The sequence below is a fragment of the Mycetohabitans sp. B8 genome (assembly GCF_021991875.1).
Classification (GTDB): Bacteria; Pseudomonadota; Gammaproteobacteria; order Burkholderiales; family Burkholderiaceae; genus Mycetohabitans.
The window spans coordinates 18741-45077 of record NZ_JAHLKR010000017.1 but is presented as its reverse complement, the minus strand read 5'-3'; the positions used below and the strand labels follow the sequence as shown (position 1 = coordinate 45077).

24 protein-coding genes are annotated in these 26337 nt (G+C 63.1%); 16 read left to right on the top strand and 8 right to left on the bottom strand.

Annotated features, from left to right (window positions below):
• Positions 1-32: 32 nt before the first annotated feature.
• The gene (locus KQH60_RS08995) at positions 33-599 is read right to left on the bottom strand and encodes a phasin family protein (protein WP_237576145.1); all 567 of its coding nucleotides are present in this window, start codon (positions 597-599) and stop codon (positions 33-35) included.
• A gap of 582 nt (positions 600-1181) precedes the next feature.
• On the opposite strand from KQH60_RS08995, the gene pbpG reads away from it, so the two are divergent.
• Positions 1182-2348 (top strand): D-alanyl-D-alanine endopeptidase, encoded by a 1167-nt coding sequence (gene pbpG / locus KQH60_RS08990; RefSeq protein WP_237576144.1) that lies wholly within the window; start codon positions 1182-1184, stop codon positions 2346-2348.
• Positions 2349-2480: 132 nt separating this feature from the next.
• On the opposite strand, the gene KQH60_RS08985 is transcribed toward pbpG, so the two are convergent.
• Positions 2481-3281: an IclR family transcriptional regulator gene (locus KQH60_RS08985; RefSeq protein WP_237576143.1), complete on the bottom strand. Its 801-nt coding sequence runs from the start codon at positions 3279-3281 to the stop codon at positions 2481-2483.
• A 228-nt stretch (positions 3282-3509) separates the two neighbouring features.
• Here KQH60_RS08985 and KQH60_RS08980 point away from each other — a divergent pair, with 228 nt between their 5' ends.
• The 10 genes from KQH60_RS08980 (at position 3510) to iscX (ending at position 11524) form a co-directional block, all read left to right on the top strand.
• Positions 3510-4691 carry an enoyl-CoA hydratase/isomerase family protein gene (locus tag KQH60_RS08980; RefSeq protein ID WP_237576142.1) on the top strand — a complete coding sequence of 394 codons (1182 nt, stop codon included), beginning with the start codon at positions 3510-3512 and terminating at the stop codon, positions 4689-4691.
• Positions 4692-5048: 357 nt separating this feature from the next.
• Positions 5049-5531, top strand: coding sequence for a low molecular weight protein-tyrosine-phosphatase (locus KQH60_RS08975; RefSeq protein ID WP_237576141.1), 483 nt, complete (start codon positions 5049-5051; stop codon positions 5529-5531).
• 152 nt (positions 5532-5683) lie between these two features.
• On the top strand, positions 5684-6214 hold the full coding sequence (gene iscR, locus KQH60_RS08970; RefSeq protein ID WP_237576140.1) for a Fe-S cluster assembly transcriptional regulator IscR: 531 nt from the start codon (positions 5684-5686) through the stop codon (positions 6212-6214).
• Between the two features lie 57 nt (positions 6215-6271).
• Positions 6272-7495 (top strand): IscS subfamily cysteine desulfurase, encoded by a 1224-nt coding sequence (locus KQH60_RS08965; RefSeq protein WP_237576139.1) that lies wholly within the window; start codon positions 6272-6274, stop codon positions 7493-7495.
• A 44-nt stretch (positions 7496-7539) separates the two neighbouring features.
• Complete coding sequence (iscU, locus tag KQH60_RS08960; RefSeq protein ID WP_237576138.1) at positions 7540-7965, top strand: Fe-S cluster assembly scaffold IscU; 426 nt, start codon at positions 7540-7542, stop codon at positions 7963-7965.
• A 95-nt stretch (positions 7966-8060) separates the two neighbouring features.
• A complete protein-coding gene (iscA, locus tag KQH60_RS08955) occupies positions 8061-8384 on the top strand; it encodes an iron-sulfur cluster assembly protein IscA (protein WP_237576137.1) in 324 nt (107 codons plus the stop codon).
• Between the two features lie 82 nt (positions 8385-8466).
• The gene (gene hscB, locus KQH60_RS08950) at positions 8467-8997 is read left to right on the top strand and encodes a Fe-S protein assembly co-chaperone HscB (protein WP_237576136.1); all 531 of its coding nucleotides are present in this window, start codon (positions 8467-8469) and stop codon (positions 8995-8997) included.
• 64 nt (positions 8998-9061) lie between these two features.
• Positions 9062-10927, top strand: a complete 1866-nt coding sequence (gene hscA, locus KQH60_RS08945) for a Fe-S protein assembly chaperone HscA (protein ID WP_237576135.1) — start codon at positions 9062-9064, stop codon at positions 10925-10927.
• Positions 10928-10964: 37 nt separating this feature from the next.
• Positions 10965-11306 (top strand): ISC system 2Fe-2S type ferredoxin, encoded by a 342-nt coding sequence (fdx, locus tag KQH60_RS08940; RefSeq protein WP_237576134.1) that lies wholly within the window; start codon positions 10965-10967, stop codon positions 11304-11306.
• 20 nt (positions 11307-11326) lie between these two features.
• On the top strand, positions 11327-11524 hold the full coding sequence (gene iscX / locus KQH60_RS08935; RefSeq protein ID WP_237576133.1) for a Fe-S cluster assembly protein IscX: 198 nt from the start codon (positions 11327-11329) through the stop codon (positions 11522-11524).
• Between the two features lie 36 nt (positions 11525-11560).
• On the opposite strand, the gene KQH60_RS08930 is transcribed toward iscX, so the two are convergent.
• The gene (locus KQH60_RS08930) at positions 11561-12127 is read right to left on the bottom strand and encodes a glycine zipper 2TM domain-containing protein (RefSeq protein WP_368669328.1); all 567 of its coding nucleotides are present in this window, start codon (positions 12125-12127) and stop codon (positions 11561-11563) included.
• Between KQH60_RS08930 and KQH60_RS15045 the strand changes: the two genes are divergently transcribed.
• On the top strand, positions 12126-12278 hold the full coding sequence (locus tag KQH60_RS15045; RefSeq protein WP_368669327.1) for a hypothetical protein: 153 nt from the start codon (positions 12126-12128) through the stop codon (positions 12276-12278). The two genes, KQH60_RS08930 and KQH60_RS15045, sit on opposite strands and share 2 nt — an antisense overlap.
• 240 nt (positions 12279-12518) lie before the next feature.
• Here the strand turns inward: KQH60_RS15045 and lysS are convergent, their stop codons facing one another.
• From lysS to KQH60_RS08905, 5 genes are all read right to left on the bottom strand, one after another.
• Complete coding sequence (gene lysS, locus KQH60_RS08925; protein WP_237576131.1) at positions 12519-14051, bottom strand: lysine--tRNA ligase; 1533 nt, start codon at positions 14049-14051, stop codon at positions 12519-12521.
• 18 nt (positions 14052-14069) lie between these two features.
• A protein-coding gene (gene prfB, locus KQH60_RS08920) for a peptide chain release factor 2 (RefSeq protein WP_237576130.1) occupies positions 14070-15174 on the bottom strand; the annotation gives its coding sequence in 2 pieces (ribosomal slippage) (positions 14070-15101 and positions 15103-15174; 1104 coding nt in all).
• A 45-nt stretch (positions 15175-15219) separates the two neighbouring features.
• Entirely contained in the window at positions 15220-16923 is a 1704-nt protein-coding gene (recJ, locus tag KQH60_RS08915; RefSeq protein WP_237576129.1) for a single-stranded-DNA-specific exonuclease RecJ, read from the bottom strand.
• 10 nt (positions 16924-16933) lie between these two features.
• Positions 16934-18157: a regulator gene (locus KQH60_RS08910; RefSeq protein ID WP_237576128.1), complete on the bottom strand. Its 1224-nt coding sequence runs from the start codon at positions 18155-18157 to the stop codon at positions 16934-16936.
• Between the two features lie 77 nt (positions 18158-18234).
• Positions 18235-20112 carry a YadA-like family protein gene (locus KQH60_RS08905; RefSeq protein ID WP_237576127.1) on the bottom strand — a complete coding sequence of 626 codons (1878 nt, stop codon included), beginning with the start codon at positions 20110-20112 and terminating at the stop codon, positions 18235-18237.
• 534 nt (positions 20113-20646) lie between these two features.
• Between KQH60_RS08905 and KQH60_RS08900 the strand changes: the two genes are divergently transcribed.
• The 4 genes from KQH60_RS08900 (at position 20647) to KQH60_RS08885 (ending at position 26285) form a co-directional block, all read left to right on the top strand.
• Complete coding sequence (locus tag KQH60_RS08900; protein ID WP_237576126.1) at positions 20647-21900, top strand: lipoprotein-releasing ABC transporter permease subunit; 1254 nt, start codon at positions 20647-20649, stop codon at positions 21898-21900.
• A 4-nt stretch (positions 21901-21904) separates the two neighbouring features.
• Entirely contained in the window at positions 21905-22630 is a 726-nt protein-coding gene (locus KQH60_RS08895; protein WP_237576125.1) for an ABC transporter ATP-binding protein, read from the top strand.
• Positions 22631-22682: 52 nt separating this feature from the next.
• Positions 22683-23471 (top strand): TatD family hydrolase, encoded by a 789-nt coding sequence (locus KQH60_RS08890; protein WP_237576124.1) that lies wholly within the window; start codon positions 22683-22685, stop codon positions 23469-23471.
• Positions 23472-23624: 153 nt separating this feature from the next.
• Complete coding sequence (locus KQH60_RS08885) at positions 23625-26285, top strand: DNA internalization-related competence protein ComEC/Rec2 (protein ID WP_368669326.1); 2661 nt, start codon at positions 23625-23627, stop codon at positions 26283-26285.
• The last annotated feature ends 52 nt before the right edge of the window (positions 26286-26337 follow it).

Below are 26337 nucleotides of genomic sequence, written 5' to 3'. Positions count from 1 at the left end.
CAGCCGGCTCCGTGATGCTGAGCCGGTAGCCGTTACTTCCTTGCGGCACGCGATGCCTGTGCGGCCGTCTGCTGGGCAGCCTTCGATGCAGCGGCGGCGGTGGCGTTGAAGTTACTTTCGGCGATCTCAACCGCCTGCTTCGTGGCCTTTTGCACCGTTTCGTATGTCGTGTTCGCGGCGGTGATCGCCGACTTCAACACCGAGACGGCGGCTTCCGAGCCAGCCGGTGCGTTCTTCGCGACGTTGTCAACCAAGACCTGCACTTTGCGGCTTTGTTCGTCATATTGCGTTTCGGCAACGCGAGCGAATTCGGCTTGCGTAGCCGATGCAATGTCGTACAGCTGACGGCCGTACGACAGAACCTTCTCCGCGACAGGCTGCGTTAGGCTGGCCTGCAGCGACAACAGCGCCTGCACATCCTTCACCGACAGCGTACGGTGCGCGATTTCCTGCGATTCGACCCATGTCGACTTGATCGTTTGCAGGTTCAGTTCAACGAGTTTTTCGACGCCTTCGAACGCTTTGTTCGTCAGACCAAACCACGTTTCCAGATGGCCCTTCTGGGCGGCAGCGATTTGCTCGGGGGTCAACAGATTCATGCTTGCGCTCCTGATCCGACCCTGGCGGGGCCGCTAGTGGGGGAAAGACCGCCGCGCTGTTGTGCACCGCAGCATGATACATATTCTAGAAACATTTGCACGTATGTCAAGCCTAATTTGTGCATTGCACAAATTAGGCTTCGGCTTAATAAACAATGGTTTAGCGACGCAAGACGATGGGGCGCCGCAGCCGGTGCGGCCGGCTCAATGCAGCGTCTTGGCACACTGCGCTTCGCCTGGTCGAGGTGTAGTGGCACAGTTCTGTGCCAATTTCTGGAACGTTTGTTTCGTTGTTTTGTTTTAGCGCGGCGCGCGGGATGCGAAAGGACATCCCTGTGCTGTCTCGGACCACCTGGGTTCAACGTTGACGGCACCGAACCGTTAAGCCGGCAGTAGACCTCGTTCAGCGACAGTGGAGCGAATCGCCGCGCACGCCTGATTACTGATTTCAATTACACTGTGCGGCTCGATTGGTTGCCCCGAACGCCTCACGGATGTTGGGTTAATTATCAGCGATAAGTGCCTAACATCGTTAATCTTTCCGGGCTTGGCCACACTTTCGGAAATTCGGTCATAACACGAATGAAAATTTCCCTGTTTTCGTTGCTGAAAGGCATCCGTGTCGCTGCCTTTGGCACGGCGTTGTCCATCGCCGGATCAGCCGTGCTGATGACTGCGTGGGTCACGCCGGCCAATGCGTATGCTGCCACCGTCGTGAAGAATGCGCGCGAATCCCGTGCGAGCCCTGCTTCCACCGGCAAAGGTGGCAAGGTGTTGGCTGCGAAGCGCGCGTCCAAGACCCAGGCCCGTGTCGCGCGCTCGAACAAGGTGACGCGGCAGGCCGCCGCGCAGCCGGCGAAACGGCGCGTGTCGGCGCGGCTAAAGGGCCGCGCGCACCATGCAGCGGTGCGCCGGGTTGCGTACCAGCCTAGGCCCGCGGTGGGCGCGTTCACGTTGCACGCCGACAGCAGCGTGGCGTTGCGCTCGACGGTGGGCTTCATGGTCGACCAGCACACCGGCGAGGTACTGTACGACAAGAACTCGGCGTCAGTTGTGCCGATCGCGTCGATCACGAAGCTCATGACAGCGATGGTCGTGCTGGATTCGAAGGCGCCGCTCAATGAAAGGCTGACAGTGACTGACGAGGACCGCGACTACGAGAAGGGCACCGGCTCTCGGTTGTCGATCGGCTCGACGTTATCGCGTGAGGATATGCTGCACATCGCGTTGATGGCCTCGGAGAATCGCGCCGCCGCGGCGCTGTCACGCTACTATCCCGGCGGCCGGCCCGGATTCCTTGCGGCGATGAACCGCAAGGCCGCCGAGTTGGGCATGACGCAAACCCGTTTCCAGAACGCGACCGGCCTGACGTCGCAGAACGTGTCCACCGCGCGCGACCTCGTGAAGATGGTCGATGCAGCGTATCAGTATCCGCTGATCCGCCAGTTCTCGACTGACCGCAGCTACGACGTGTTTACCGGCAAGCGCACGCTCGCCTATAACAGCACGAATGCGCTGGTGCGCAACGCTTCGTGGGACATCGGGCTGCAAAAAACCGGCTTCATCAACGAGGCTGGCGAATGCTTGGTCATGCAGGCGACGATCCATGGCCGGCCTGTGATCATGGTGCTGCTGGACTCGTTCGGCAAGTATTCACGCTTTGCCGATGCGCAGCGGTTGCGCAATTGGATGGACACGGGCGGAGTGCAACGCGTGGTGAGCGCCCAGGCCAACGGCGCCGGCACCTGAGCTGCACCCGCGTGCTGGCGCGCGGCCCATCCGTGCACTAGCGCGGGCCGGTGCCGGCGCGTGTTCGCGGGTTCATCGTTCCCGGGCCCATCGTCCGCCGTGGATACCTGGCGGACGGCGACGCTGCTCATTTCATGCGGCGACGGCCGTAGTGGCGTTCGTCGGCGGTTGGTACCCGAGCGCCTGTGAAATTTCCAGCGCGGTATGGGTGAGCTGCGCGAGCCATGCGTCTTGCAAGCGGTCCGCTGGCGCGGACAGTGACAGGCCCGCCACTAGTTTCAAACTGTCGTCATAGATGCCGGCCGCGATGCATCGCACGCCCAGTTCCAGTTCCTCATTGTCACGCGCGCACGCTTGCTGGCGCACGTGTGCCAGTTCGCGCTCTAGCTTCGCTAGGTCCGTGATGCTGTTCTGCGTATGACCGGCCAGCCCGGTGCGCGTCGCGTAGGCGCGCACGCGTGAGGCTTCATCCGCGGCCAGGAACAACTTGCCGACGGACGTCAGGTGCAGCGGCGCGCGGCCGCCAATCGCACGGACCACCTGCATGCCGGAGCGCTCTGAATAGGCGCGTTCGATATAGACGATTTCGTCGCCTTGCCGCACAGATAAGTTCACCGTTTGTCCAGTGAGCCGGTGCAGTTCGCGCATCGGGCTGAGCGCGGCGTCGCGCACCGACAACCGAGCCTTGACCAGATTGCCCAACTCGAGCAGGCGCATGCCCAAGCGGTACGTGCCCGGATCCGAACGATCGACGAGCCGGCACGTTACCATGTCGTTCAGGATCCGATGGGCGGTCGATGGATGAAGCTCAGTGCGTTGCGCGAGGTCCTTGAGGCTGACAGGATCGCTATGCGCGGCGAGCGCGTCAAGCAGCCGCATCATCCGGTCGATTACCTGGATTGAGGTCTTAGCTTCTGCGTTCGGGTCACTCATCATGGATACGGCCATGCTCCAGTAGGAACCCGATTGTATCTCGTATTGTGAAAGGTGCGAACAGGGTGACGCAGGCCTCCCAGCGTTTCGCGCGAATCCGCGCGTAGCCTGCACGCGAGTGGCGTGCAGGTGCGGTTCGGGCCGATGCGCGCATAATCGGGGCCTTTTGCAGCGCAATGCGAAGGGCGGGATGATAAGCGGTGCTGCTTCGTAACGCGAGGAAGGGCTATGACTACAGGATCGCCCGCAGCGGGCAGGGTGGAAGCCGCCGCCGGAGCGCGGCGTGATGGACGGGTCGATGCACTCGTGACAGCCGAGCATTTGAGTTATCAGGTGATCAACCGGGTGGCGGTCGTCACGCTGAATCGTCCCGATACGCTGAACGCGCTGTCGCATTCGATGGTGCGCACGCTCGCGCAATGGGTCGAGCAATGCCGGGCGGACGAGCGGATTTTGGCGCTAGTGCTGCGCGGCGCCGGCGACAAGGGTTTTTGCGCGGGCGGCGATGTGCGGGCGCTGTACCGGCTGGCGAGCGCCGGCGAGCACGCGTGGCAAGCGTTCTTTATTGACGAATATCGGCTCAATTTCGCACTCCATCATTTCCCCAAGCCCGTGGTGGCGCTGATGGACGGCATTACGATGGGCGGCGGGATGGGGTTGGCGCAGGGTGCCTCGCTGCGGATTGCCACCCAACGTAGCCGGATCGCGATGCCGGAAACGCGAATCGGTTTCGTGCCGGACGTGGGGGCCACGCGATTCCTGGCCGTCATGCCGGTGGAGCTGGAATTGTATGTTGGATTGACCGGCGTGACGCTCAGCGGCGCTGATGCGCAGCGGCTCGGATTAGCCGATCGGCTGGTTGACGCCGATGCGTTGCGCGATTTCGACGTGCGACTGTGTGAGGCGGACACCACGGACATTGACCGTGCGCTAAAGCAGGCGTTTGGCGGCCCCGGTTCCGAGCCGGGGCAGGTACGCAGTACCGTGGACGATTGGCGCGCGCTAGCCGTGCGTCATTTCAAACCTCGCCACTCGGTTGAGCAGATCGTTGCATCGCTACGCGGCCATCTGTCGGCCGGTCCCCGCGAGGCTGAGCGCGAATGGCTCAGCGCGACCCTCGATGCGCTGAGCGCCTATTCCCCCACCATGCTCAACGTGACGCGGCAGGCGTTACTGCGGGGACGCCACATGACGCTGGCTGAATGCCTGCGGATGGAACTGGCGATCGCCACGCAGGCGATCGACGAGGGCGACTTCTGCGAAGGGGTGCGGGCGCACCTGATCGACAAGGACAAGCGGCCGCGCTGGGCGCCGGCCACGCTGGCCGAGGTCCGCGAAGAGCGTGTCGCCGCGATGTTGCGCTCGCCGTGGCGCGCCGACGCGCACCCGCTGGCCGACCTGCACGGCTGAGCCGTTCAACTCACGCATCGCGTACGCCGCCGCGGCGCCTGCTCAGGGCCAGTGTGCGTGTCCGCCTTGCGGGCTCTTCCATGCAGGGTTGGCTTCGGAGCCGCCAACGCCACCGCCCGGAGCCGCCAACGCCACCGCTCGCGTTGTGGCCCTGGGCATGACCGCACGCCGATGCGTGGACGGGCGCCGGCTGCTGCGGATCGGCGCGACCGTGCCCGTCGGTTCATCGATGCTCAGTCGATGCCCGGGCGGGCGGAGCGGCCAGTGCGCGACGCGGCAATCGTGCCGATCAGCACAAGCGTCCAGCACGAGCATTGATTCCAGCGTAGAATTGCGGCGCTCCGAACATTCAAACCCATGAAAACCGTCGCGCTGCTTTTCGTCTGTCTTGGCAACATTTGTCGTTCCCCCACCGCCGAAGCGGTGATGCGCGCCAAAGTACACGAGGCCGGGCTGGCCGACACAATCCACTTGGACTCGGCCGGCACGGGCGACTGGCATGTGGGTGCCGCGCCCGACCCCCGTGCGTGCCGCGCGGCGATGTCGCGGGGTTACGCGTTGGACGCGTTGCGGGCCCGGCAGGTCAGCGCCGGCGATTTTGCGCAGTTCGATCTGCTGCTCGCAATGGATCATGACAACGCCGCCGAGTTGCGGCGCCGCTGCCCGTCCGAGCATGGGCATAAGATTCGTCTGCTGATGGAGTTTGCGCGCCGTCACGATACCGACATCGTCGACGATCCTTATTTCGGTGGCCACGAGGGCTTCGAGCGCGTGCTTGACGAAGTCGAGGACGCCTGCGACGGCTTGCTCGCGCAGTTGCGGCATCGCTACGCGATCTAAGCGGCACAAAGCGCGCGGGCCGACGCGCTGGCGCGCGTCGTCGCAGGGGGCGGCGTACTGTTCTGTCCCTAGCCGCGGTAGGGGTACTTGACTAAAATGCTAGGATATTTATACTTGACAGGAATTGTCGAGAATTACGGGTGCCCCACACCATGAGACTCACTACAAAAGGCCGCTTCGCCGTTACCGCGATGATCGACTTGGCTTTGCGCCAAGAGACGGGCCCCGTGACGCTCGCAGGCATTAGCCAGCGGCAGCGGATCTCGCTGTCCTATTTGGAGCAGCTGTTTGGCAAGCTGCGTCGGCACGAGATCGTCGAGTCGGTGCGCGGACCGGGCGGTGGCTACCATCTCGCGCGCCGCGCCGACGAGGTGACCGTGGCCGACATCATTATCGCTGTTGACGAGCCGCTGGACGCGACGCAGTGTGGCGGCAAGGGCGCGTGCGAGGGCACCAAGCAGCCAGACGGCCATTGCATGACGCATGAATTGTGGTCGACGTTGAACCAGAAGATGGTCGAGTACCTCGATTCCGTGTCGCTGCAGGACTTAGTTGACCAACAGCGCTCGCGCGAAAGTACAGCGCCGGTGCGGCTCGACCGACGAGGCGAGCCGGTAGCGCCGGACACGGTCCGCGTTGGGCCGAAAGGACCGAATTCCGTGTTCAACATCGCGCAGTCCTGAGCGGACAGCGACGCAACACAACGTATTGGCAGCAGACTCAGACTTGCGGAGCCCCACATGAAAAATCTTCCGTCCCACCTGCCCATCTACATGGACTACAGCGCGACAACGCCCGTTGACCCGCGCGTGGCGGATAAAATGATCCCGTACCTGCGCGAGCAATTCGGCAACCCGGCCTCGCGCAGCCATGCGTATGGTTGGGACGCCGAGCGCGCGGTCGAGCAGGCGCGCGAGCAGGTGGCCGCGCTGGTGAATGCCGATCCGCGCGAGATCATCTGGACGTCGGGCGCGACCGAGTCGGACAACTTGGCGCTGAAGGGCGCAGCGAATTTTTATCGCAGCAAGGGCAGGCACATTGTCACGGTGAAGACCGAGCACAAAGCCGTGCTCGACACCACGCGCGAATTGGAACGGCAGGGCTTCGAGGTCACGTACCTGGATGTGCAAGACAATGGCCTGCTTGACCTGGAGGCATTCAGTGCGGCGCTGCGGCCGGATACGATTCTCGTGTCGGTGATGCATGTGAACAACGAGATTGGCGTGATCCAGGATATCGCGGCGATCGGCGAGATCTGTCGGCAAAAAGGGATCGTGTTCCACGTCGATGCCGCGCAGGCGACCGGCAAGGTCGAAATCGACTTGCAGAAGCTGAAGGTCGATTTGATGTCGTTTTCCGCGCACAAAACCTATGGGCCGAAGGGAATCGGTGCGCTATATGTGCGGCGCAAGCCGCGCGTGCGGATCGAGGCGCAGATGCACGGCGGCGGCCATGAGCGGGGTATGCGTTCCGGCACGCTCGCCACCCATCAGATCGTGGGCATGGGCGAGGCGTTCAGACTGGCGCGCGAGGAAATGGCCACCGAGAACGAGCGGGTACGCATGCTGCGCGACCGCTTGCTCGACGGCCTGCTGCGGATCGACGAGGTGTACGTGAACGGCGACATGCATGCGCGCGTGCCGCACAACCTGAACGTGAGCTTCAACTTTGTCGAGGGTGAGTCTTTGATCATGGCGGTCAAGGATGTCGCGGTATCGTCGGGCTCCGCCTGTACGTCCGCGTCGCTGGAGCCGTCGTACGTGCTGCGCGCGCTGGGCCGTAACGACGAATTGGCGCATAGCTCGATCCGCTTCACGGTGGGGCGTTTCACGACCGAGCAGGAAGTGGACTACGTGATCGAGTTGTTGAACAACAAGATCGCGAAGCTGCGCGAGCTTTCGCCGCTGTGGGAAATGCATCAGGAAGGGATCGACCTGTCGTCGATCCAATGGGCTGCGCATTGAGCGCAACGGCTTGAACCTCTACGGATACAGCAAGGAGTACTGCAATGGCTTATAGCGACAAGGTTCTGGACCACTACGAAAACCCGCGCAATGTCGGGTCGTTTGCGAAGGACGACGATGCGGTCGGCACGGGCATGGTCGGCGCGCCGGCATGCGGCGATGTGATGAAGCTGCAGATCCGGGTCGGCGCGGATGGGGTCATTGAGGACGCGAAGTTCAAGACCTATGGCTGCGGCTCTGCGATCGCGTCCAGTTCGCTGGTGACGGAATGGGTCAAGGGCAAGACACTGGACCAAGCACTATCGATCAAAAACACCCAGATCGCCGAGGAGTTGGCGCTGCCGCCGGTGAAGATCCACTGTTCGATCCTGGCGGAAGACGCGATCAAGGCGGCGGTGGACGACTACAAGCAGCGACGTGGGGCGGTGGTCGACAAACCTGCTGTCCAAGCGGGTGAAGCGGCGGCTTGACCGTCGTGGGGAGCCGCACGAGCGGCCGGCCCAGCCGGTCTAGCGCGGCAGTGGGCAAACCGATCAATGACGGCCGGCTGGGCCGGTGAACGAAGATGGCGATCACTTTGACGGAAAAAGCGGCGCAGCACGTGCACAAGTACCTGATGCGCCGCGGCAAGGGCATCGGGCTGCGGCTCGGTGTGCGCACGACCGGCTGCTCAGGCCTGGCGTACAAGCTCGAATACGTCGATGAATTGGACTCCGGCGACAAGGTGTTCGAGAGCCACGGGATCAAGGTCATCGTCGATCCGAAGAGCCTGGCGTACATCGACGGCACAGAATTGGATTTCGCTCGCGAAGGGCTGAACGAGGGGTTCCGGTTTAACAACCCGAACGTGAAGGACGAATGTGGGTGCGGCGAGTCGTTCCGCGTCTGATTTGTCGCATGCTGCCTTGGGCGCCATTGGCGTATTTCCTCGGCGCCACCGTACAGTAGGGCGCCAGTTAAGAGTCCCGACGATGCGTTCGCTGACCCAGAACCATTTCGAATTGTTCCAATTGCCCGAGCGTTTCGGGTTGGATGGGCACGCGCTCGATCATGCGTATCGTGCCGTGCAGGCGCAGGTGCATCCGGACCGTTTCGCTTCAGCCGGCGACGCGCAGAAGCGCATTGCGATGCAATGGGCGGCGCGCGCGAATGAGGCATACAGGACACTGAAGTCGCCGTTGCGACGCGCGACCTACCTGTTGCACCTGCGTGGCATCGACGTGGGTGCGGAAAACAATACCGCGATGGAACCAGCGTTTCTGATGCAGCAGATGGAATGGCGCGAGCGGACCGAGGATGCGGCTGCGGCGCGCAATGTCGATGCGCTGCAGGCGCTGCTGCACGAGTTGCAGGATGAGGAATCGGCACGGCTCGCGCGGCTCGGCGAATGGCTCGATTCCGGTGCGCACCAGCCGGCGGCCGAAGCGGTGCGCCAATTGATGTTCATTGAACGGGTCGCACACGAAATCGACGCACAGATCGACAAACTGCAGGCGGCATAAAGCTGGCCGCCCGATGCGATGCACGGTCGCCACGCGCCCGGCATCGTACTCCACATGGATAAAGATGGCCTTACTGCAAATCTCCGAACCCGGCATGGCGCCGGCGCCGCATCAGCGCCGAATCGCGATCGGCATCGACCTTGGGACGACCCACTCGCTGGTGGCTGTGGTGCGCAACAGCATCCCGGAGGTGTTGCCTGACGGCGAAGGGCGGGCGTTGCTGCCATCCGTCGTCCGCTACCTGCCTGGCGGTGGGCGCAAGATCGGTTATCCGGCGAAGGAAGACGCGGCGCTGGACCCGCGCAACACGATTGTCTCGGTCAAGCGCTTCATGGGGCGCGGCAACGCTGACGTGCAGGACCTGGACAACGCACCTTACGCGTTCATTGATGCGCCTGGCATGGTCCAGCTGCAGACCGTGGACGGCGTGCGCAGCCCAGTCGAAGTTTCTGCGGAGATTCTTGCGACATTGCGGCAGCGCGCCGAGGATACGCTTGGTGACGAAATAGTCGGGGCCGTCATCACAGTTCCCGCGTATTTCGACGACGCACAGCGGCAGGCCACGAAAGATGCTGCCCAGCTCGCCGGCTTGAATGTGTTGCGCTTGTTGAACGAGCCGACCGCCGCGGCGATCGCCTATGGGCTAGACAGCGGTGCGCAAGGGTTATACGCAGTGTACGACTTGGGTGGCGGCACATTTGACTTGTCGGTGCTCAAGCTCACGCGCGGCGTGTTCGAGGTGCTGTCCACGGGCGGCGATTCGGCGCTGGGCGGCGATGACTTCGATCAGGCGCTGTATCGGCATGTGCTGAACCGTGCGGCGCTCGGCACGCTGCCGCCGCAGGACGTGCGGGCGCTGCTGGATGCGGTGCGTGTCGCGAAGGAAACGCTGTCGGCTCAGGATGAGGTCGTGCTCGACGTCACGTTATCTTGCGGCCGGCGCGTCGTGCTAACGCTCACGGAAGCCGAATTCGCGACGATGACCCAGCCGCTGGTCGAACGTACGCTGGCGCTCACGCGCAAAGCGTTGCGCGATGCGAAATTGATGCCGCGGGATTTCGACGGCATCGTGCTGGTAGGCGGCTCCACGCGTATGCGGGGCGTGCGGCGCGCTGTCGAACAGTATTTCGGCAAGGCGCCGTTGACCGACTTGGATCCGGACCAGGTCGTCGCACTGGGTGCCGCGATCCAGGCCGACGTGCTGGCCGGCAACCGGCGCGAGGGTGACGACTGGTTACTGCTCGACGTGATACCGCTGTCGCTCGGATTGGAGACGATGGGCGGGCTGGTGGAGAAGATCATTCCACGGAACTCGACGATTCCTGTGGCACGGGCGCAAGAATTCACAACGTTCAAGGACGGCCAGAGCGCGATGGCCATTCACGTGGTGCAAGGCGAGCGTGAATTGGTGTCCGACTGTCGCTCGCTCGCGCGTTTCGAGTTGCGCGACATTCCGCCGATGACCGCCGGCGCCGCTCGGATCCGCGTCACATTCCAGGTCGATGCGGACGGGCTGTTGTCCGTGTCCGCTCGCGAGATGCAGTCGGGCACGGAGGCCGCAGTGGTCGTCAAGCCATCGTACGGCCTCGGTGACGTCGATATCGCTCGGATGCTCGAGGAGAGTTTCAGCAGCGCGGAGCACGACATGCAGGCGAGGGCGTTGCGCGAGGCACAGATCGATGCGCGGCGCTTGGCGGACGCCACCGACGCGGCGCTGGCGGTCGATGGAGAATTGCTCGACGCCACTGAGCGTGCCGACGTCGATGCCAAATTGAAAGCACTGCGCGCCGTGATCGACGGCGACGACGCGGACCGCATCGACGCGGCGACGAAAGCCCTGTCGAGCGCGACCGACGAGTTCGCCGCGCGGCGCATGGACAAGAGTATTCGTGGCGCACTCGCTGGCCGCAAGCTTGACGAAATCGGCTGATCGGTGCCCTATTGCCGCTTTACAGGACTGTTTTTCAATGCCTCAAATCGTTGTTTTGCCCCATGTCGAGTTGTGCCCCGACGGAGCGGTGCTTGAAGCCGAGCCTGGCAAGAGCGTCTGCGACACGCTGCTGGACGCTGGCATCGAAATCGAGCATGCGTGCGAGAAGTCATGCGCGTGCACCACGTGCCACGTGATTGTGCGCGAAGGGTTCGATGCGCTGGCGCCGTCGGAGGAGGATGAGGACGACCTGTTGGACAAGGCCTGGGGCCTGGAGCCAACTTCCCGGCTGTCGTGTCAAGCCAAGGTGCCGCAAAATGCGGATCTGGTGATCGAGATTCCAAAATACTCGATCAATCATGCGAAGGAAAACCACTGAGTCCGAGGAGGGCGGCGGCGATGAAATGGACCGACACGAACGACATCGCGATGGCACTGACCGATGCCTATCCCGACGTTGACCCTCAATACGTGCGTTTCACCGACCTGCATCGATGGGTGACGGAACTGGACGGCTTTGACGACGACCCGGAGCGCTCGAGCGAAAAGATTCTCGAGGCGATCCAGGCCGCGTGGATTGAGGATGCCGACTACTAAACGTCGCGCACGTCCCTGATCTGCGTCGCCGGCGCCCTAGTCTGCGGCCTGTAAACCGGCGTGCGTTAGCGCGCCGTTTTTGATTCGTACGCGTTCGCCAGGCTGGAAGGAGGGCGGCTGCCGGTACGTGAAGTAGCGCAGCTTGCCGTTCTGCATCCGTACGTGGACCCGATAATCCGTTTCGCTGCGCATCTGTTTCTCGACCGAGTTGCCAGCCAGTCCGCCGCTGAGTGCGCCGAGCAGCGTCATCGCGGTACGTCCACCGCCGCCGCCGAACTGGTTGCCGATCACGCCGCCTGCCACCGCGCCGCCGACCGCGCCGAGGCCTGTGCTATGGCCTTCGCGCCGAACAGGAACGACCGACTCTACGGTGCCGCATGATGCGCATGCTACTGCACGGGGCGGAGCATATTGTGGCTCGGCGCCGGGCCCAGTGCCATTTTGCGCGTAGCCGGCGGGCGACGCGGTCATGGCTGTACCGCCCGATTGCTGTGCACGGGGTGCATACGACGTGGCGGGCGGCGCTGATTGTTGTGCGGATGATGGCGCCTGGGGTGACGTAGCGCTCGGCTGCACCGCAGCAGCCGGTGCGGCGGCATCCATGACCAGCTGCTGCGCGGTTTGGGTGATTGGCGCGGCATCGTTCCGCGTGCTACTGCTGCGGGATGCGTTGGGCAGTAACCTCGTGACGGCCGCGGTTGCGGCCAGGCTGGCAATGATGACCCCGACTGCGGCGGCCGCGACCAATGGGTGAAGTTTGCGTGGGCTTTCCAATTTTGACCTTCACGAAGGGGCGCTTTCCGATGCCGCCTAGTCTGCGCGATGCCTCGCCCGTTGTTGGTTTCAAGTTGTAACCAATTGCGGCGTACCGGCCGCCGCACCCGCGCCGCTTGACCGTTTGTTACAAATAATTAGGGCCGGCAATTTGCCGGCCCGCAGGGCGACGTTGGCGCACAGATCCACGCGGGGCCGACCGTGCGCGCGTATGGCCGTGTTAATCCTCGCGCCGCAGGTGCGGGAATAGGATCACGTCACGGATGCTTGGGCTGTCGGTCAGCAACATCACGAGCCGGTCGATGCCAATACCGCATCCACCGGTCGGCGGCATGCCGTATTCGAGCGCGCGGATGTAGTCGGCGTCGTAGTACATTGCTTCCTCGTCGCCGGCATCTTTCTGCTCGACCTGCTTGCGAAAGCGCGCCGCCTGGTCCTCCGGATCGTTCAGCTCCGAGAAGCCGTTCGCGATCTCGCGGCCGGTAATGAACAACTCGAAGCGTTCGGTAATGCCAGGGACCGTGTCCGACGCTCGCGCGAGCGGTGATACTTCCACCGGATAGTCGACGATATAGGTTGGCTCCCACAACTGCGCTTCAGCAGTTTCCTCAAACAGGGCAAGCTGCAGCGCGCCCACGCCGGCGTTGCGCAACGGCGCGTCGTGCGTATCGACGCCGAGCCGGCGCAATTCAGCACGCAGCCAGTCGCGGTCAGCAAGCTGTGCGTCACTGTATTGCGGGGCATACTTTTGGATCGCGCCGGTGATCGTCAAGCGGTGAAAGGGTTTGCCCAAGTCCAGTTCGCGCCCCTGATAGTGGATCGCCGTCGAACCCAGCGTGTCCAGCGCCGCTTGCCGAATCAACTGTTCGGTGAAGTCCATCAGCCAGCGGTAGTCAGTATACGCGGCGTAGAACTCCATCATCGTGAATTCCGGATTGTGCCGCGGCGAAATCCCTTCGTTGCGGAAATTCCGGTTGATTTCGAATACGCGGTCCAATCCGCCGACGATCAGCCGCTTCAGGTACAGCTCCGGCGCGATGCGCAGGAACATCTGCCTATCCAGCGCATTGTGGTGCGTGATGAACGGCTTGGCCGACGCGCCGCCCGGGATCGGGTGCAGCATTGGCGTCTCGACTTCCATGAAGCCCGCGTTCGTCATGAACTGTCGGATCGACGTGATCGCGCGCGTGCGCGCCTGGAACGTCTGGCGTGCTTCGGGCGTGACGATCAGATCCACGTAGCGCTGCCGATAGCGCGTTTCCTGGTCGGACAACCCATGAAACTTGTCCGGCAGCGGCCGGATGGCCTTGGACAGCAGTCGCAGCCCGATGCAGCGTACCGACAGTTCGCCCTTGTTGGTCCGGAACAGCACGCCGTGCGCCGCGATGATGTCGCCCAGGTCCCATTTCTTGAATGCATCGTAGACATCGGCACCGATGTCGGCCGGCGTGATGAAGAACTGGATCTGACCGGTGCCGTCCTGCACGGTCGCGAAGCTTGCCTTGCCCATGACGCGTTTGAGCATCATCCGGCCGGCAATCGATACGTTGAGCGCGTGCGCTTCGAGGGCGTCTTTGTCGGTGCTGGCAAAGCGAGCGCGCAGATCCGCCGCGCTGTTTTCCGGGCGGAAGTCGTTCGGATACGCGACACCTTGCTCGCGCAGCGCCCGCAGCTTGTCGCGGCGCTCCGCGATGATCGCGTTGTCGTCGCTGTCGATGCCGGTCTGCACGGCATTGGGATTCTTTTCGGTCATGGTCAGTTGCGCCCGCGGTTATACGCCTTGCTTCAGGCTCGCGCTGATGAAATCGTCGAGGTCCCCGTCGAGCACCGCACGCGTGTTGCTGATTTCGACGTTGGTGCGCAAGTCCTTCACGCGGCTCTGGTCGAGCACGTAGGAGCGGATCTGGTGGCCCCAGCCCACGTCGGTTTTGCTCGATTCGAGTTTGTCCTGCTCGGCTTGGCGCTTGCGCATCTCCGCTTCGTACAGCCGAGATTTGAGCATCGCCATCGCCTCGGCGCGGTTTCGATGTTGCGAGCGGTCGTTCTGGCACTGCACGACGATGCCTGACGGCAAATGCGTGATGCGCACCGCCGAGTCGGTCTTGTTGATGTGCTGGCCGCCGGCCCCGGATGCGCGAAACGTGTCGATGCGCAGGTCGGCTGGGTTAACATCGATGTCGATCGATTCATCCACTTCCGGATACACGAACACCGACGAGAACGACGTATGGCGTCCGCCGGACGAATCGAACGGCGACTTGCGTACCAAGCGGTGGATGCCGGTCTCGGTGCGCAGGTAACCATAGGCGTACTCGCCTTCGACCTTGATCGTCGCATTCTTAATGCCTGCTACTTCACCGTCGGATTGCTCGAGCACTTCGGCCTTGAAGCCCTTGCGCTCGCAGTAGCGCAGATACTGGCGCAATAGCATCGACGCCCAGTCCTGTGCCTCGGTGCCGCCGGCACCGGCTTGAATGTCGACGAAGCAGTTGTTCGGATCGGCCGGATTGTTGAACATCCGGCGAAACTCTATGTCGGCCACGCGGCGCTCCAGGGCCTGCACGTCGCGCTCGCAAGCGAGCAGCGTGTCATCGTCCTGTTCCTCGTTGGCCAGCTCGAACAGCTCCTGCGTGTCCGTCAGGTCACCGTTCAGCGCCGAGAGCATTTGCACGACCGCGTCGAGCAGTTTCTTCTCGCGACCGAGCGCCTGCGCCTGCTTCGCGTCGTTCCAGACGTTCGGGTCCTCGAGCGCCGTGTTGACTTCCGCTAGGCGGGCTTGTTTCGCATCGAAGTCAAAGATACCCCCGTAGCTCTCCCGCGCGCTTGCGCAGGTCGGCGAGGGTCGCTTCGATCACGTTCAGACGTTCTGCTTCCATGTCGATCGGGGCCTTGCAAAAAGGGTAAATTATAGCGGATCAACATCAGGGCGCCGCATGCTCGACGACCAACTGCACACGCGACACACCGTTCCAAGTGTCGCGCACGAGCCGGTAGGCGAACAGCGCCCGTGCCGGAAGTGTGTCGATGTGGTTGAACCAGATTGCCGCATAGCGCAGGCGCCCGCGGGCAAGCTGCAACTTCAGGTGCCGCTCCTTGACGAGTGACTGAGACAGCACGTCGAATTCCCCCGAAAAAACCGGCGCCGGGAAACCCTGGCCCCACACCGCGTTGTCGATCAGCTCGACGAACGATGGCGTGTGATACGCGTCCTCCAGCTCGCCATCGGTCTCGATCTGCCGCGCGAGCGCGTCCTCGTTCAGCCATTCGCGCGCCAGCGCCTCGAATGCCGCCGCGAAGCGCGGCACGTCGCTGGTGCGTAGCGTGAGGCCGACAGCCATCGCGTGGCCGCCAAAGCGCTCGATCAGTCCGGGCTCCCGCTTGGAGATCAGGTCCAGCGCGTCGCGCAAGTGAAAGCCCGGGATCGAGCGTCCCGAGCCTTTCACGCGCTCGCCCAATTCGTCGGCCGGCGCGAACGTGATCGCCGGTCGGTGGAAGCGCTCCTTGAGCCGGCCGGCGACGATGCCGATCACGCCCTGGTGCCATGCCGGGTTGAATAGCGTGATCGTGGCCGCGTCGCGCGGATCGAGCTGCGCGAGTTCGGCCAACGCCTGCTCCTGCATCCCCGCCTCGATTTCACGCCGTTCGCGGTTCATTGCATCGAGTTGCTGTGCCAGTGCATCGGCGCGCTGTGCATCGTCGGTGATCAGGCATTCGATGCCAAGCGACATGTCGGAGAGCCGACCAGCCGCATTCAGTCGCGGCCCTAACGCGAACCCCAGATCGAATGCGGATGCGTTGCGCGCATCGCGCGCGGCTGCCCGGAAAAGCGCAGCCACGCCCGGTTGCATCTTGCCGTTGCGGATGCGCTGAAGGCCCTGCGCAACCAGCACGCGATTGTTCGCGTCCAGCCGTACGACGTCGGCTACCGTGCCCAACGCGACCAGGTCGAGCAGACCGTCCAGCCGCGGCTCGGGGCGGCCGTCGAAGGCGCCGCGCTCGCGCAATAGCGCACGTAGCGCCAGTAGCACGTAGAACATCACGCCGACGCCGGCCAGGTGCTTGCTCGGAAACGCACAGCCTGGTTGGTTCGGGTTGATGATCGCGCGTGCCGCGGGCAGCGTGTCGCCGGGCAGGTGGTGATCGGTAATCAGCACGTCGATGCCGAGCGCGTTGGCGGTTGCCACGCCGTCCACGCTGGCGATCCCGTTGTCGACGGTGACTAGCAGGTCGGGTCGTGCGCCGGGGCGGCGGGCGGCCAACTCGACGATATCCGGCGTCAGGCCGTAGCCGTATTCGAACCGGTTCGGCACCAGGTAGTCGATGTGCGCGCCGAACAGGCGCAGGCCGCGCACGGCCACCGCGCATGCGGTCGCGCCATCACAATCATAGTCGGCTACCACCAGGATCTGCCGTCGTGCGGCAATCGCGTCGGCCAGCAGCGCGGCCGCGGCGCTGGCGCCCGAGAGCTGCGCTGGCGGCAGGAGTCGCGCCAGCGCGGTTTCCACGTCGGCGGGTGCACCGATGCCGCGTGACGCATACAGCCGCGCGAGCACCGGATGGATGCCATGCTGCGCAAGGGCATGCGCGTCGGCGGGTGGGCAGGTTCGGGTGACGATTCGGGTCATAGGCACGGGCTCACGGCAACAACGACGCAAATGGCCGGCGTCGCCAGAATTTTTTTATGTCGATGGGACGCACGACGAGCGTTGTCGTGCCGGTGTCGCCGCACAGCGTCAACGCGAGTTCTGCGAGTTCGCGGCGCTCTAACGCCGCGAGCGCTGGCGCGAACCAGTCGCGCTCCAGCACCGCGAACGCGGCGCGAAAGCGCGGCCAGTCCTGCTGCACGAAGGGTGCGCTCAGTTGATCGAGTTCGACCAGCGTCACGCTGGCTGTGCCGCGACCCGCGGCGCGGGCCGCGGCCTGGTCGCCGGTGTGCTGCCGCAGCATGTCGAAAGTGGCAGGCGGCATCTCCCATGCCGCGCCGGACGCGAGCGCCAGCCCACGCGTGGCCGCTGCCTGCGATAGCACGCGCTCGAAGGGGCGCGACACCGGCATCATACGCCCTTGCGCGTGAAGCCAGATCGAGTTGGCGGCGGGCAGCCCGCGTGCTTCCCGAGCCTGGTTGACCGGATGCTCGAACCAAGCCATTTGGACCTCGTTTTGCAGCTTCATCCATGTGCGCGGCCGGTGGCCGGTATGGGCCTCATGCGGCAACCAGATCTCGATGTTGCGTCCGGCGGCGCGCAGTGGCGCCGCGCTGGCCAACGCGCCGAGTTGCTCACTTGACAAGTACCAGCGCAGCGGCGTCGGGGCAGCCAGTTCGACGCCGAGTTCCTCAATAAGGGGCCGCGCGACAGCGAGTAGCGCGGCCGCGTCATCCGTCGAAAGCTGCAGCGTCTCGGGATCGATCAGTACCAGATGATCGTGCGCGACCTGCACATGGACGGGCTCGACGCATGCCCAGACGGCATCGCGCGGTTCGCCGCCGTCCGCCAACAGCATGTACGGGGCGAGCGGCGCATCATCGTTGGCTGCTGCTGCTGCTGCTGCTGCTGCGGTTGCGGACGGATCTGCTCGCCCGTTTGATGCTGCATCGTCCGCTTGCTGGCGCAACGCAGCAGGCGCGGCGGCATGGCCGACGCCGAAACAGCGAGCGACCCATCGCTCGTGTGGCAATGTGCGCTGGAAATCGTCCCCAATGACGCGTTCGACGAGCGTCGCGCGTTCGAGCAACTTGTCTAGCGCCGGCTTATCCAGGCCCTGCAGCGCAGGCTGTGCGCTGGCCGCAGTGGGCAACGCAAAGGGCAGCAGTAGGTGGAGGCGGGAAATGGGATGTGCGACATGCATGATGGAGCGCATTGTAGGGCAATCACCCGGTCATATCGACGTCGTTCGCCTATCGCGCGTCATTTTCGCGCGAGGGCACGCTTTGCGCGTCACCATTGAAAACCGCCTGCCGCGACCATGCCAACGTAGCCACGGCTGCTCGCGTTTGCGGCAAATTTCAGCACCCAGCGGTTATTCGGCGTCACGTGCGATATGCCAAGCGCCACACCGTACTGGCCGCGGTAAGTCGCACTGGCGAACGTCATCAGGCTCTTGCCGGGCAAGGTTGGCTGTGGCAGCCCCGCGACCGCCATCGCCGCCGCGGTGCCCGCCGATGCGTTGCGGTCCACCTGTGCGACCGCTTCATCCATTTGCGCCTTGTTCACTGCGTCGGTGGGCTGCGTGCCGCGTGCGACGTCCGTAATCCTGCGTTCATGGCCGGGTTGGCCGACCGAGACGCGCGTGTCGTCGACGTGGATATCCAGTTTTTCGGCCAGGAGCGAAGGTAGGTCAGCCCCGATGAATTCGCGCAGTCGCCCTTGTGCAGAGCCGTGCCCGCACTCGGCAGGCTGGTCGCAGGAGGCGATGTCATCGCGAGCCGACACCCCATCGTCCGCGAGCATGGGCCCGGGATGGCCGCTGCTATCCCGGAGCGCTCGCCAAGCGGCGCGGACATCGTCGGCGGTCATCGGTTCGACGGCCCCGCGTGGGTCCGCCGGCGCAGGTTTAGCATGGCCGCCTGGGTCCGCTGGCGCAACTTTGGTATGGCCGCGTGGGTCCGCTGGCGCAACTTCGGCATGGCTGCCTGGATCCGCTGGTGCAACTTCGGCATGGCTGCCTGGGTCCGCTGGCGCAACTTCGACATGGCTGCCTGGGTCCACTAGCGCAACTTCGGCATGGCCGCCTGGGCCCACCGGCGCACGTTCGGAGGGCCCGCCTTGGTTCGCCAGTGCAAGTTCGGCATACTGGCCTTCGTCCGCCGGCGCAGGCCCGGTATGGCGGCTTTTGTTCGCCAGCATCAGTGCTGGCTGGCTGTCGGCGTGCGTCAGCTGGAGCCCCGGACGCACTTCATTGCCCGCCAGCATGGGCTGCGAAGACCCACCGTCGTTTGCGTTGGCCAACTCTGCTTGCAGCGATACCGTGGTGGATGACCCTGCAACGAACGTGTCTTTCGGGTTTTTGTACCGATTGCCCGGGCCGTCCTTTGCGCTTCTGTGGTTTTTTGTTTGTTCTTCTATTTGATCTACCCTGTTTTCCAGTATTGTTAATTCATTTTTAATGATTTCCTTGTGCTCCGTGAGTTGGTTTTTTGTCGTCAATGTGAGTTCATTTATGGTATCTATAATTTCTCCGTAATACTTATGTGACTGATTCTGGGTATTATTTATTTGATTCTGAATTAGTGCTTGTGCATTATTAAGCTTATTGCTAAGTGATTGGTTGTTATGTGCTATCTGCTCCACGGTGCTATTGAGTTCGCGTATATTTTGGTGTAGAGATTTTTTGAGATTAGCTTGTTCATTGGATTGCCGGGTTATCTTTTGATTAAGGTTGTTGATTTTATTTTTGAGATTGTCTACTTGCTCTTCCGTTTCCAAGCTGATACGATCTATCTTTTGATTTATTGTTTTACTTTCTGTGGCAAGCTGATTTTTGAAATTTAAAAGAGCGCTACTGGTGTTTATTTTTAGTTTGTCCAATTTTTCTTCCGTTTTTGAGTGAGCGACGTCTAATTGAGCGACGTCTAATTTGATTGGCGCCAATCCAAAGGATGCTAGTTTGTTTGATATGATGTTTGTTATGATGTTTTCCAGGGTTGGTTCGTCATAATGGTGGGTGGACGCAGTGGCGTCATTGATAAATGCCAAGGCTAAAATTATGCTAAATGTAGATGATTTGCTAGATATTTTTTGGATAATGAAGTTCGAGCGTCGGGAGAGCGGAGCGCTATAACCTGTGACTCGTCGCGAATAATAAAATCCGGTCATTTTAAACCTTTGGTTGGCATTGAGTCGAAAAATGAAATGCGGGAAAAATGTACGCGGCAATACCGGGGAATGCAATCGAGTCGAACTATTCGTGCGGAATGAAAAAGGGGTATGGCGGCTCCAAATAGTTTAAACCGATAATCATTGGCAATGGGAGAGTCAAATGAATAATGGCCCTGGGGGCGATCCCGTTGCGCAAAACTTCAGGTATTAGTGTCAAAAAAACTGAAATTTCGTCGGCCTGCCGAGGCAACGGCTTGTGGTAGCCTGGAAGCCGTCGTGCCCCGGTTTGGAGCCGCGCGTGTGATGGCTTGGGCCGAGAGATGGACATGAGCCAGAAGCGATGGCGGGTGCCCGGCATGCGCGAAACAACACGATCGTGCGTCTCACGGGTGCGTCAGGCCAGCAGGCGGCCATCGGATCCGGTTATTGTGGCACGTAGCGGCGGAAGGGCACCGTTGTGTGGCAAACTTCGCTGTTACCCGCGATGGTGTCTAGCGGCGGGATCAGTCAGCGTGGATACAAAGGATTGATTTGAAGCTCCCTTACGAATGGCAAATCGGCTTGCGCTATACGCGTACTGGCAAGCGTTCTTCAGGCAACGGGTTTATTTCGTTCATTTCGCTGATTTCGATGTCGGGCATCGCACTCGGTGTCGCGGCACTGATTGTCGTGCTGTCAGTGATGAACGGCTTTCAGAAGGAAGTGCGTGACCGGATGCTGTCGGTACTGGCGCACATCGAGATCTTCTCGCCGACCGGCTCGATGCCAAACTGGCAATTGACCGCCAATGAGGCGCGCGAAAATCCGGCGGTGATCGGCGCGGCCCCGTACGTCAACGCGCAGGCGCTGCTCACACGGCAAAGTGCGGTCAACGGCGTCGCGTTGCGCGGCATCGACCCGACGCTGGAGCCGCAGGTATCCGACATGGGTGCTGAGATGAAGGCGGGCCGGCTGGCCGATCTGCAGCCGGGATCGTTCGGTATCGTGCTCGGCGTTGACCTGGCGAGTGCGCTGGGCGTGACCGTCGGTGGCAAGGTGACGCTGGTCGCTCCGGAGGGCACCATCACGCCGGCCGGCATGCTGCCTCGGCTTAAGCAGTTCACCGTGGTCGGCGTGTTCGAGTCCGGTCATTATGAGTTCGACAGCACACTGGCCATGGTATCGATCGCCGATGCGCAGGCACTGTTCCGGTTGAGCGCGCCCAGCGGCGTGCGGCTCCGGATCAAAGACATGCAGCGCGCTCCGGAAGTGGCACGACAACTCGCGCGGTCGCTGTCCGGCGACCTGTATATCCGCGACTGGACGCAACAGAACAAGACTTGGTTCTCGGCGGTGCAAATCGAGAAAAGGATGATGTTCATCATCCTGACGCTGATCATTGCGGTCGCCGCGTTCAACCTTGTCTCCTCGCTGGTGATGACGGTCACTGACAAGCAGGCCGACATCGCGATCCTGCGCACGCTTGGCGCGCAGCCGCGCTCGATCATGAAGATTTTTGTGATTCAGGGGGTGACTATCGGCTTCGTGGGCACCGGCATCGGCATTGCACTTGGCTGCGCCCTCGCCGTCAGTATCCCGTGGCTGGTACCGTTGATCGAGCATGCGTTCGGCTTCCAATTCCTGCCGCCGTCGATCTACTTCATCAGTGAGCTGCCCAGCGACTTGGTCGCGGCTGATGTGGTGAAAATCGGCGCAATTGCGTTCGTGCTGTCTGCGCTTGCGACACTGTATCCGAGCTGGCGGGGCGCGCGCGTGCGTCCGGCTGAGGCATTGCGCTATGAGTAAAACAATGAACGAGCAGCCAATCGTGCTGGCCGCGACCGGCATATCGAAGACCTTTGTGCAGGGCGGCCAACCGGTGCCGGTGCTGGCCGACGCGCATCTGCACGTGTATCGCGGCGAGAAGCTGGCCATCGTCGGCGCTTCCGGCTCGGGCAAGAGTACGCTGCTGCATCTGCTGGGCGGGCTCGATGAGCCCAGTACAGGGCATGTTGCGCTATTGGGTCGACCGTTTTCGCACCTGGCGGAGCGTGAGCGCAACGATTTGCGCAATCGCGCATTGGGTTTCATCTATCAGTTCCATCATCTGCTGCCCGAATTTACCGCGCTGGACAACGTTGCGATGCCGCTGCGGATTCGCCGGATGCCGGTCGAGGGCGCGCGTGGCGAGGCGTTGGCCACGCTGGAGCGCGTTGGCATCGCGCATCGCGCGAAACATCGGCCTGGAGAACTCTCCGGGGGCGAGCGGCAGCGCGTGGCAATCGCGCGCGCGTTGGTGACGCGGCCCGCGTGCGTGCTGGCGGACGAGCCGACCGGCAACCTCGATGGCCATACTGCGGAAACGGTGTTCCAACTGATGTTGACGTTGTCGCAGACGTTCGAGACAAGTTTCGTGATCGTCACGCACGACATCGAGTTGGCCGCGCGCTGTGATCGGGTATTACGCTTGCGGGACGGTGTGCTGCACGATGAAACAACGGTGGCGCGCGCCGCGTTCGCAAAGACGATCGCCTAACGACGGCCGGGTCCGCGCAGCGTCACACCGGCGTGGAGGACGAGAAGCCTCAATGTGGATCGATACCCATTGTCATTTAGATGCATCCGAATTCGATGCGGACCGGGCTGCCGTGGCGTCGGCGGCGCGTGATGCGCAAGTGTCGCGCATTGTGATTCCAGCGGTCGCCCGCTTCAACTTCTCGGCGGTGCGCGAGTTGGCCCATTGCGTGGATGGGGGCGCCTACGCGCTGGGCATTCACCCGCTGTACGCGCCGGCTGCGCTGGATGAAGATCTCGCGGTGCTGCGCAGCGAGATCCACGCCAGCCTGGATGATCCACGCTTTGTCGGCATTGGCGAAATCGGTCTGGATTTTTTCGTGCCGGGGCTGGATGCGGTTCGTCAACGCGAGATCTATACGGCGCAGTTGAAGATGGCCCGCGACTTCGACTTGCCGGTGATCTGCCACGTGCGCAAGTCACAGGACGCGGTGATCGCCGAGTTGCGACGCTTCAATGTCGTGCGGGGCATCGCGCATGCATTCAATGGTAGCTTTCAACAAGCCGATGCGTATATCGCACAAGGCTTCAAGCTCGGTTTTGGCGGCAACGTGACGTTTGAGCGTGCGCGGCGTATCCGCCAGCTCGCTGCGCAATTGCCGCTCGATGCGTTGGTCGTGGAGACCGACGCGCCGGATATTGCGCCGCAGTGGATCTACAAGGGGCGCAACACGCCCGACCAAGTGCCACGCATTGCAGCGGTGATCGCGGCCATGCGTTCGCTGACGTTGCCGCAACTGGCCCTCTGTACAACGGCCAACGCGCATGCCGCGTTGCCGCGGCTCGCCCTCATGCAGCGATAATTCGATTTCGCATTTAAACGTTCCGGACGTTTGTCGCGGTGCCAGGTTGTGCGGCTTGCGTCGGTCGCCAGCTTCGCGGCGGCGCGTCTGTCGCTGTGCCGGCGTGGGTCGTCGCTACGTAATCCGTCGCGCACGAACGCACGGTCAAGGGGAATGATGCTCGCACGATTATGCGCGTTCGCCGTGGGCACGGGCGTGTTGCAGTGGCAGCCCAGTTTGCCGGACGTTGCCGGTTGGCTCGCCTGGGATGCGGCAGTGTTCGTCGCCGCCGGGGTGGCATGCATTGCGTATCGTGCGCGGGCAGCGGGGCACGCCAGTTGGCACATGTTGTGGCTGGCGCGGGCGGCTAGCCTCGGGTGCGCGGCGCTGCTCGGTTTTGGCTACGCGGCGTGGCGCGCGCATAGCGCGCTGTCGGATGCTTTGCCGCCACAGTGGGAAGGGCGCGATGTGACGCTGACCGGCACGGTGCGCGGCTTGCCGTCACGCGATGCGCGCGGGCTTCGCTTTCTGTTCGATGTTGAGTCGACATCGCCCCAGATCGAGCGGTTTCCCCGCACCGTCCAGTTGAGCTGGCTTGCCGCGTTCGGCCGGCAACCATCGGTGACGCTCGTGCCGGGCGGGCGTCATACGCTCGTTGCAAGGCTCAAGCGGGTGCATGGCCACGGCAATTTCGGCTTGCCGGACACCGATGTGCGGCAACTGGCGCGCGGCGTGCGCGCGCAGGGCTATGTGCGCCACCTGCAGGCCGATCCACGCTGGCAATCGGGGGCATCCCCCGGCTTACCACACGCGCCCGATATTGAGCGCGGTCCCGGCATCCGAGCGATGCTCAACGCCGTGGACCGTCGGCGTGCGGCCATTCGCGCGCGAATCGAGCAGGTCTTGTCCGAGTCTGACCGAACAGGGACGGATAGCGGCAGCGGCGAGGCCGCGCGGTCGCATGCTGGGATCGTGATTGCGCTGGCGATCGGCGTACAGGATGCGATTACGGAGCCGGACTGGGAGCGGCTGCGCCGTACCGGCACGAATCACTTGATGGCCATATCGGGCTTGCATATCGGCTCGGTTGCGGCGTGGGCGGCCACAATCATCGCGCTGGCCTGGCGTCGCGGTTTCGGCGTTGCGCCGGCGTTGCCGTTGCACGTGCCGGTTCCTATCGCATGTTGTGTCGGTGCGATGCTCGCCGGTGCCGGCTATGCCGTACTCGCCGGGCTGGGCATTCCCGCCCAGCGCACGGTTGCCATGCTGTCGATCGCGACGCTTGCCTATGCGAGCGGGCGTCGCGTCGACCCGTTGTTGGTCCTTGCGTGGGCGCTCGTGATCGTGGTGCTCGTCGATCCATGGGCAACGTTGTCGGCGAGCACGGCACTGTCGTTCGGTGCGGTCGCGGCGATCGTGGTGGCGTTGCGCTGCGTGGGCCGCAACCATCCGCAGCGAGACGACGACGAACCGGATTGGCCGTCACTCGATCCGGCCGATGCGTCGCCGCAGGCCGGCGTGGGCGGGCCAGGCGAGCGGCCTGCTGGTATGCGTGGCACGCGCGTGGCCATGGCCGTTGGCGCGCTTGGGGCCCGCATGCGTGCCGCGGCGCGCAGGATGCCGGCGCGGCTGGCGTCGGCCATGCGCGTGCAATGGGCGGTGACAATCGGTCTTGCGCCGCTGACGCTCGTCTGGTTTTCGCAGATTCCGGCACTCGGTCCGGTGGCCAATGCGATCGCGATTCCGTGGGTCAGTACCCTGGTCGTGCCCTGCGTGCTGCTCGCGATCGCGATCCCGGCGCCATTGGACGCGCCGCTGCTGCAATTGGCGCATCGGCTGGTGCAGTGGCTGTTTGCCGTGCTCGATGCACTGGCTTCGCCCGCGTGGGGGGTGTGGTACTTGCCGGCGCCGGAACCGGCCGCGTTGCTGCTCGCGCTCGCTGGTGCGGCTTGGATGCTGGCGCCTCGGGGCTGGCCATTACGTGCGGCCGCGCCCATCCTGTGGCTGCCATTGCTGTGGCCGGCGCCGCGGGCGCCACTCGGCGACGGTTTTCGCGTCACGGCGCTTGATATCGGGCAGGGCACCGCCGTGCTGGTCGAGACCGCGCGGCGACGGCTGCTATTTGATGCCGGTCCGGGCCCGGAAGGGGGCAATGCGGGACAGCGTATCGTCGTGCCATTCCTGCGCGCGCACGGCGTCAACGCATTGGACATGCTGGTCGTCAGTCACCGCGATGTTGACCACGCGGGCGGCGTGCCTGCGGTGCTGGCCAATATGCCGATCGCGCAGATGCACGCTTCGTTGCCGTCCACTCATCCGTTGTGGGCGCGTGCCACCGCGCGCGGCGCAATAACGCGGGCATGCCGTGCCGGAGCGCGATGGCGATGGGACGGCGTGACGTTCGAATTCCTGTGGCCGGCGGGCGCGGCGGATCCGCGCAAGCCGAATGCAACAGCATGCGTGCTGCGTGTCTCGAATGCGCTTGGCGCAGTGTTGATCGCATCGGATATTGAACGGGCCGCCGAGCGAGCACTGGTCGAGCGGCATGGGCCGGCATTGAGCAGTGACGTGCTGATTGTGCCGCACCATGGCAGCAAGACGTCGTCAACGAATGCTTTTCTCGATTCGGTACGGCCACGCATGGCGGTATTTCAGGTGGGCTATCGCAATCGCTTTGGTCATCCGCACCCGCTGGTTGCCGCGCGTTATCGTGTGCGCGGCGTCGATATGCTGCGCAGCGATAACGATGGCGCGGTGCGCATTGACAGCGGGGTGTCCGGCTGGGTGGTCGATGCGTATCGCCGCTCACGCAGGCGCTATTGGACCGAGCGCTGACCTGCGTCACTTTCCGCTGGGCAAAGCGTGTCGATCTGCGTTGCACGGGCCG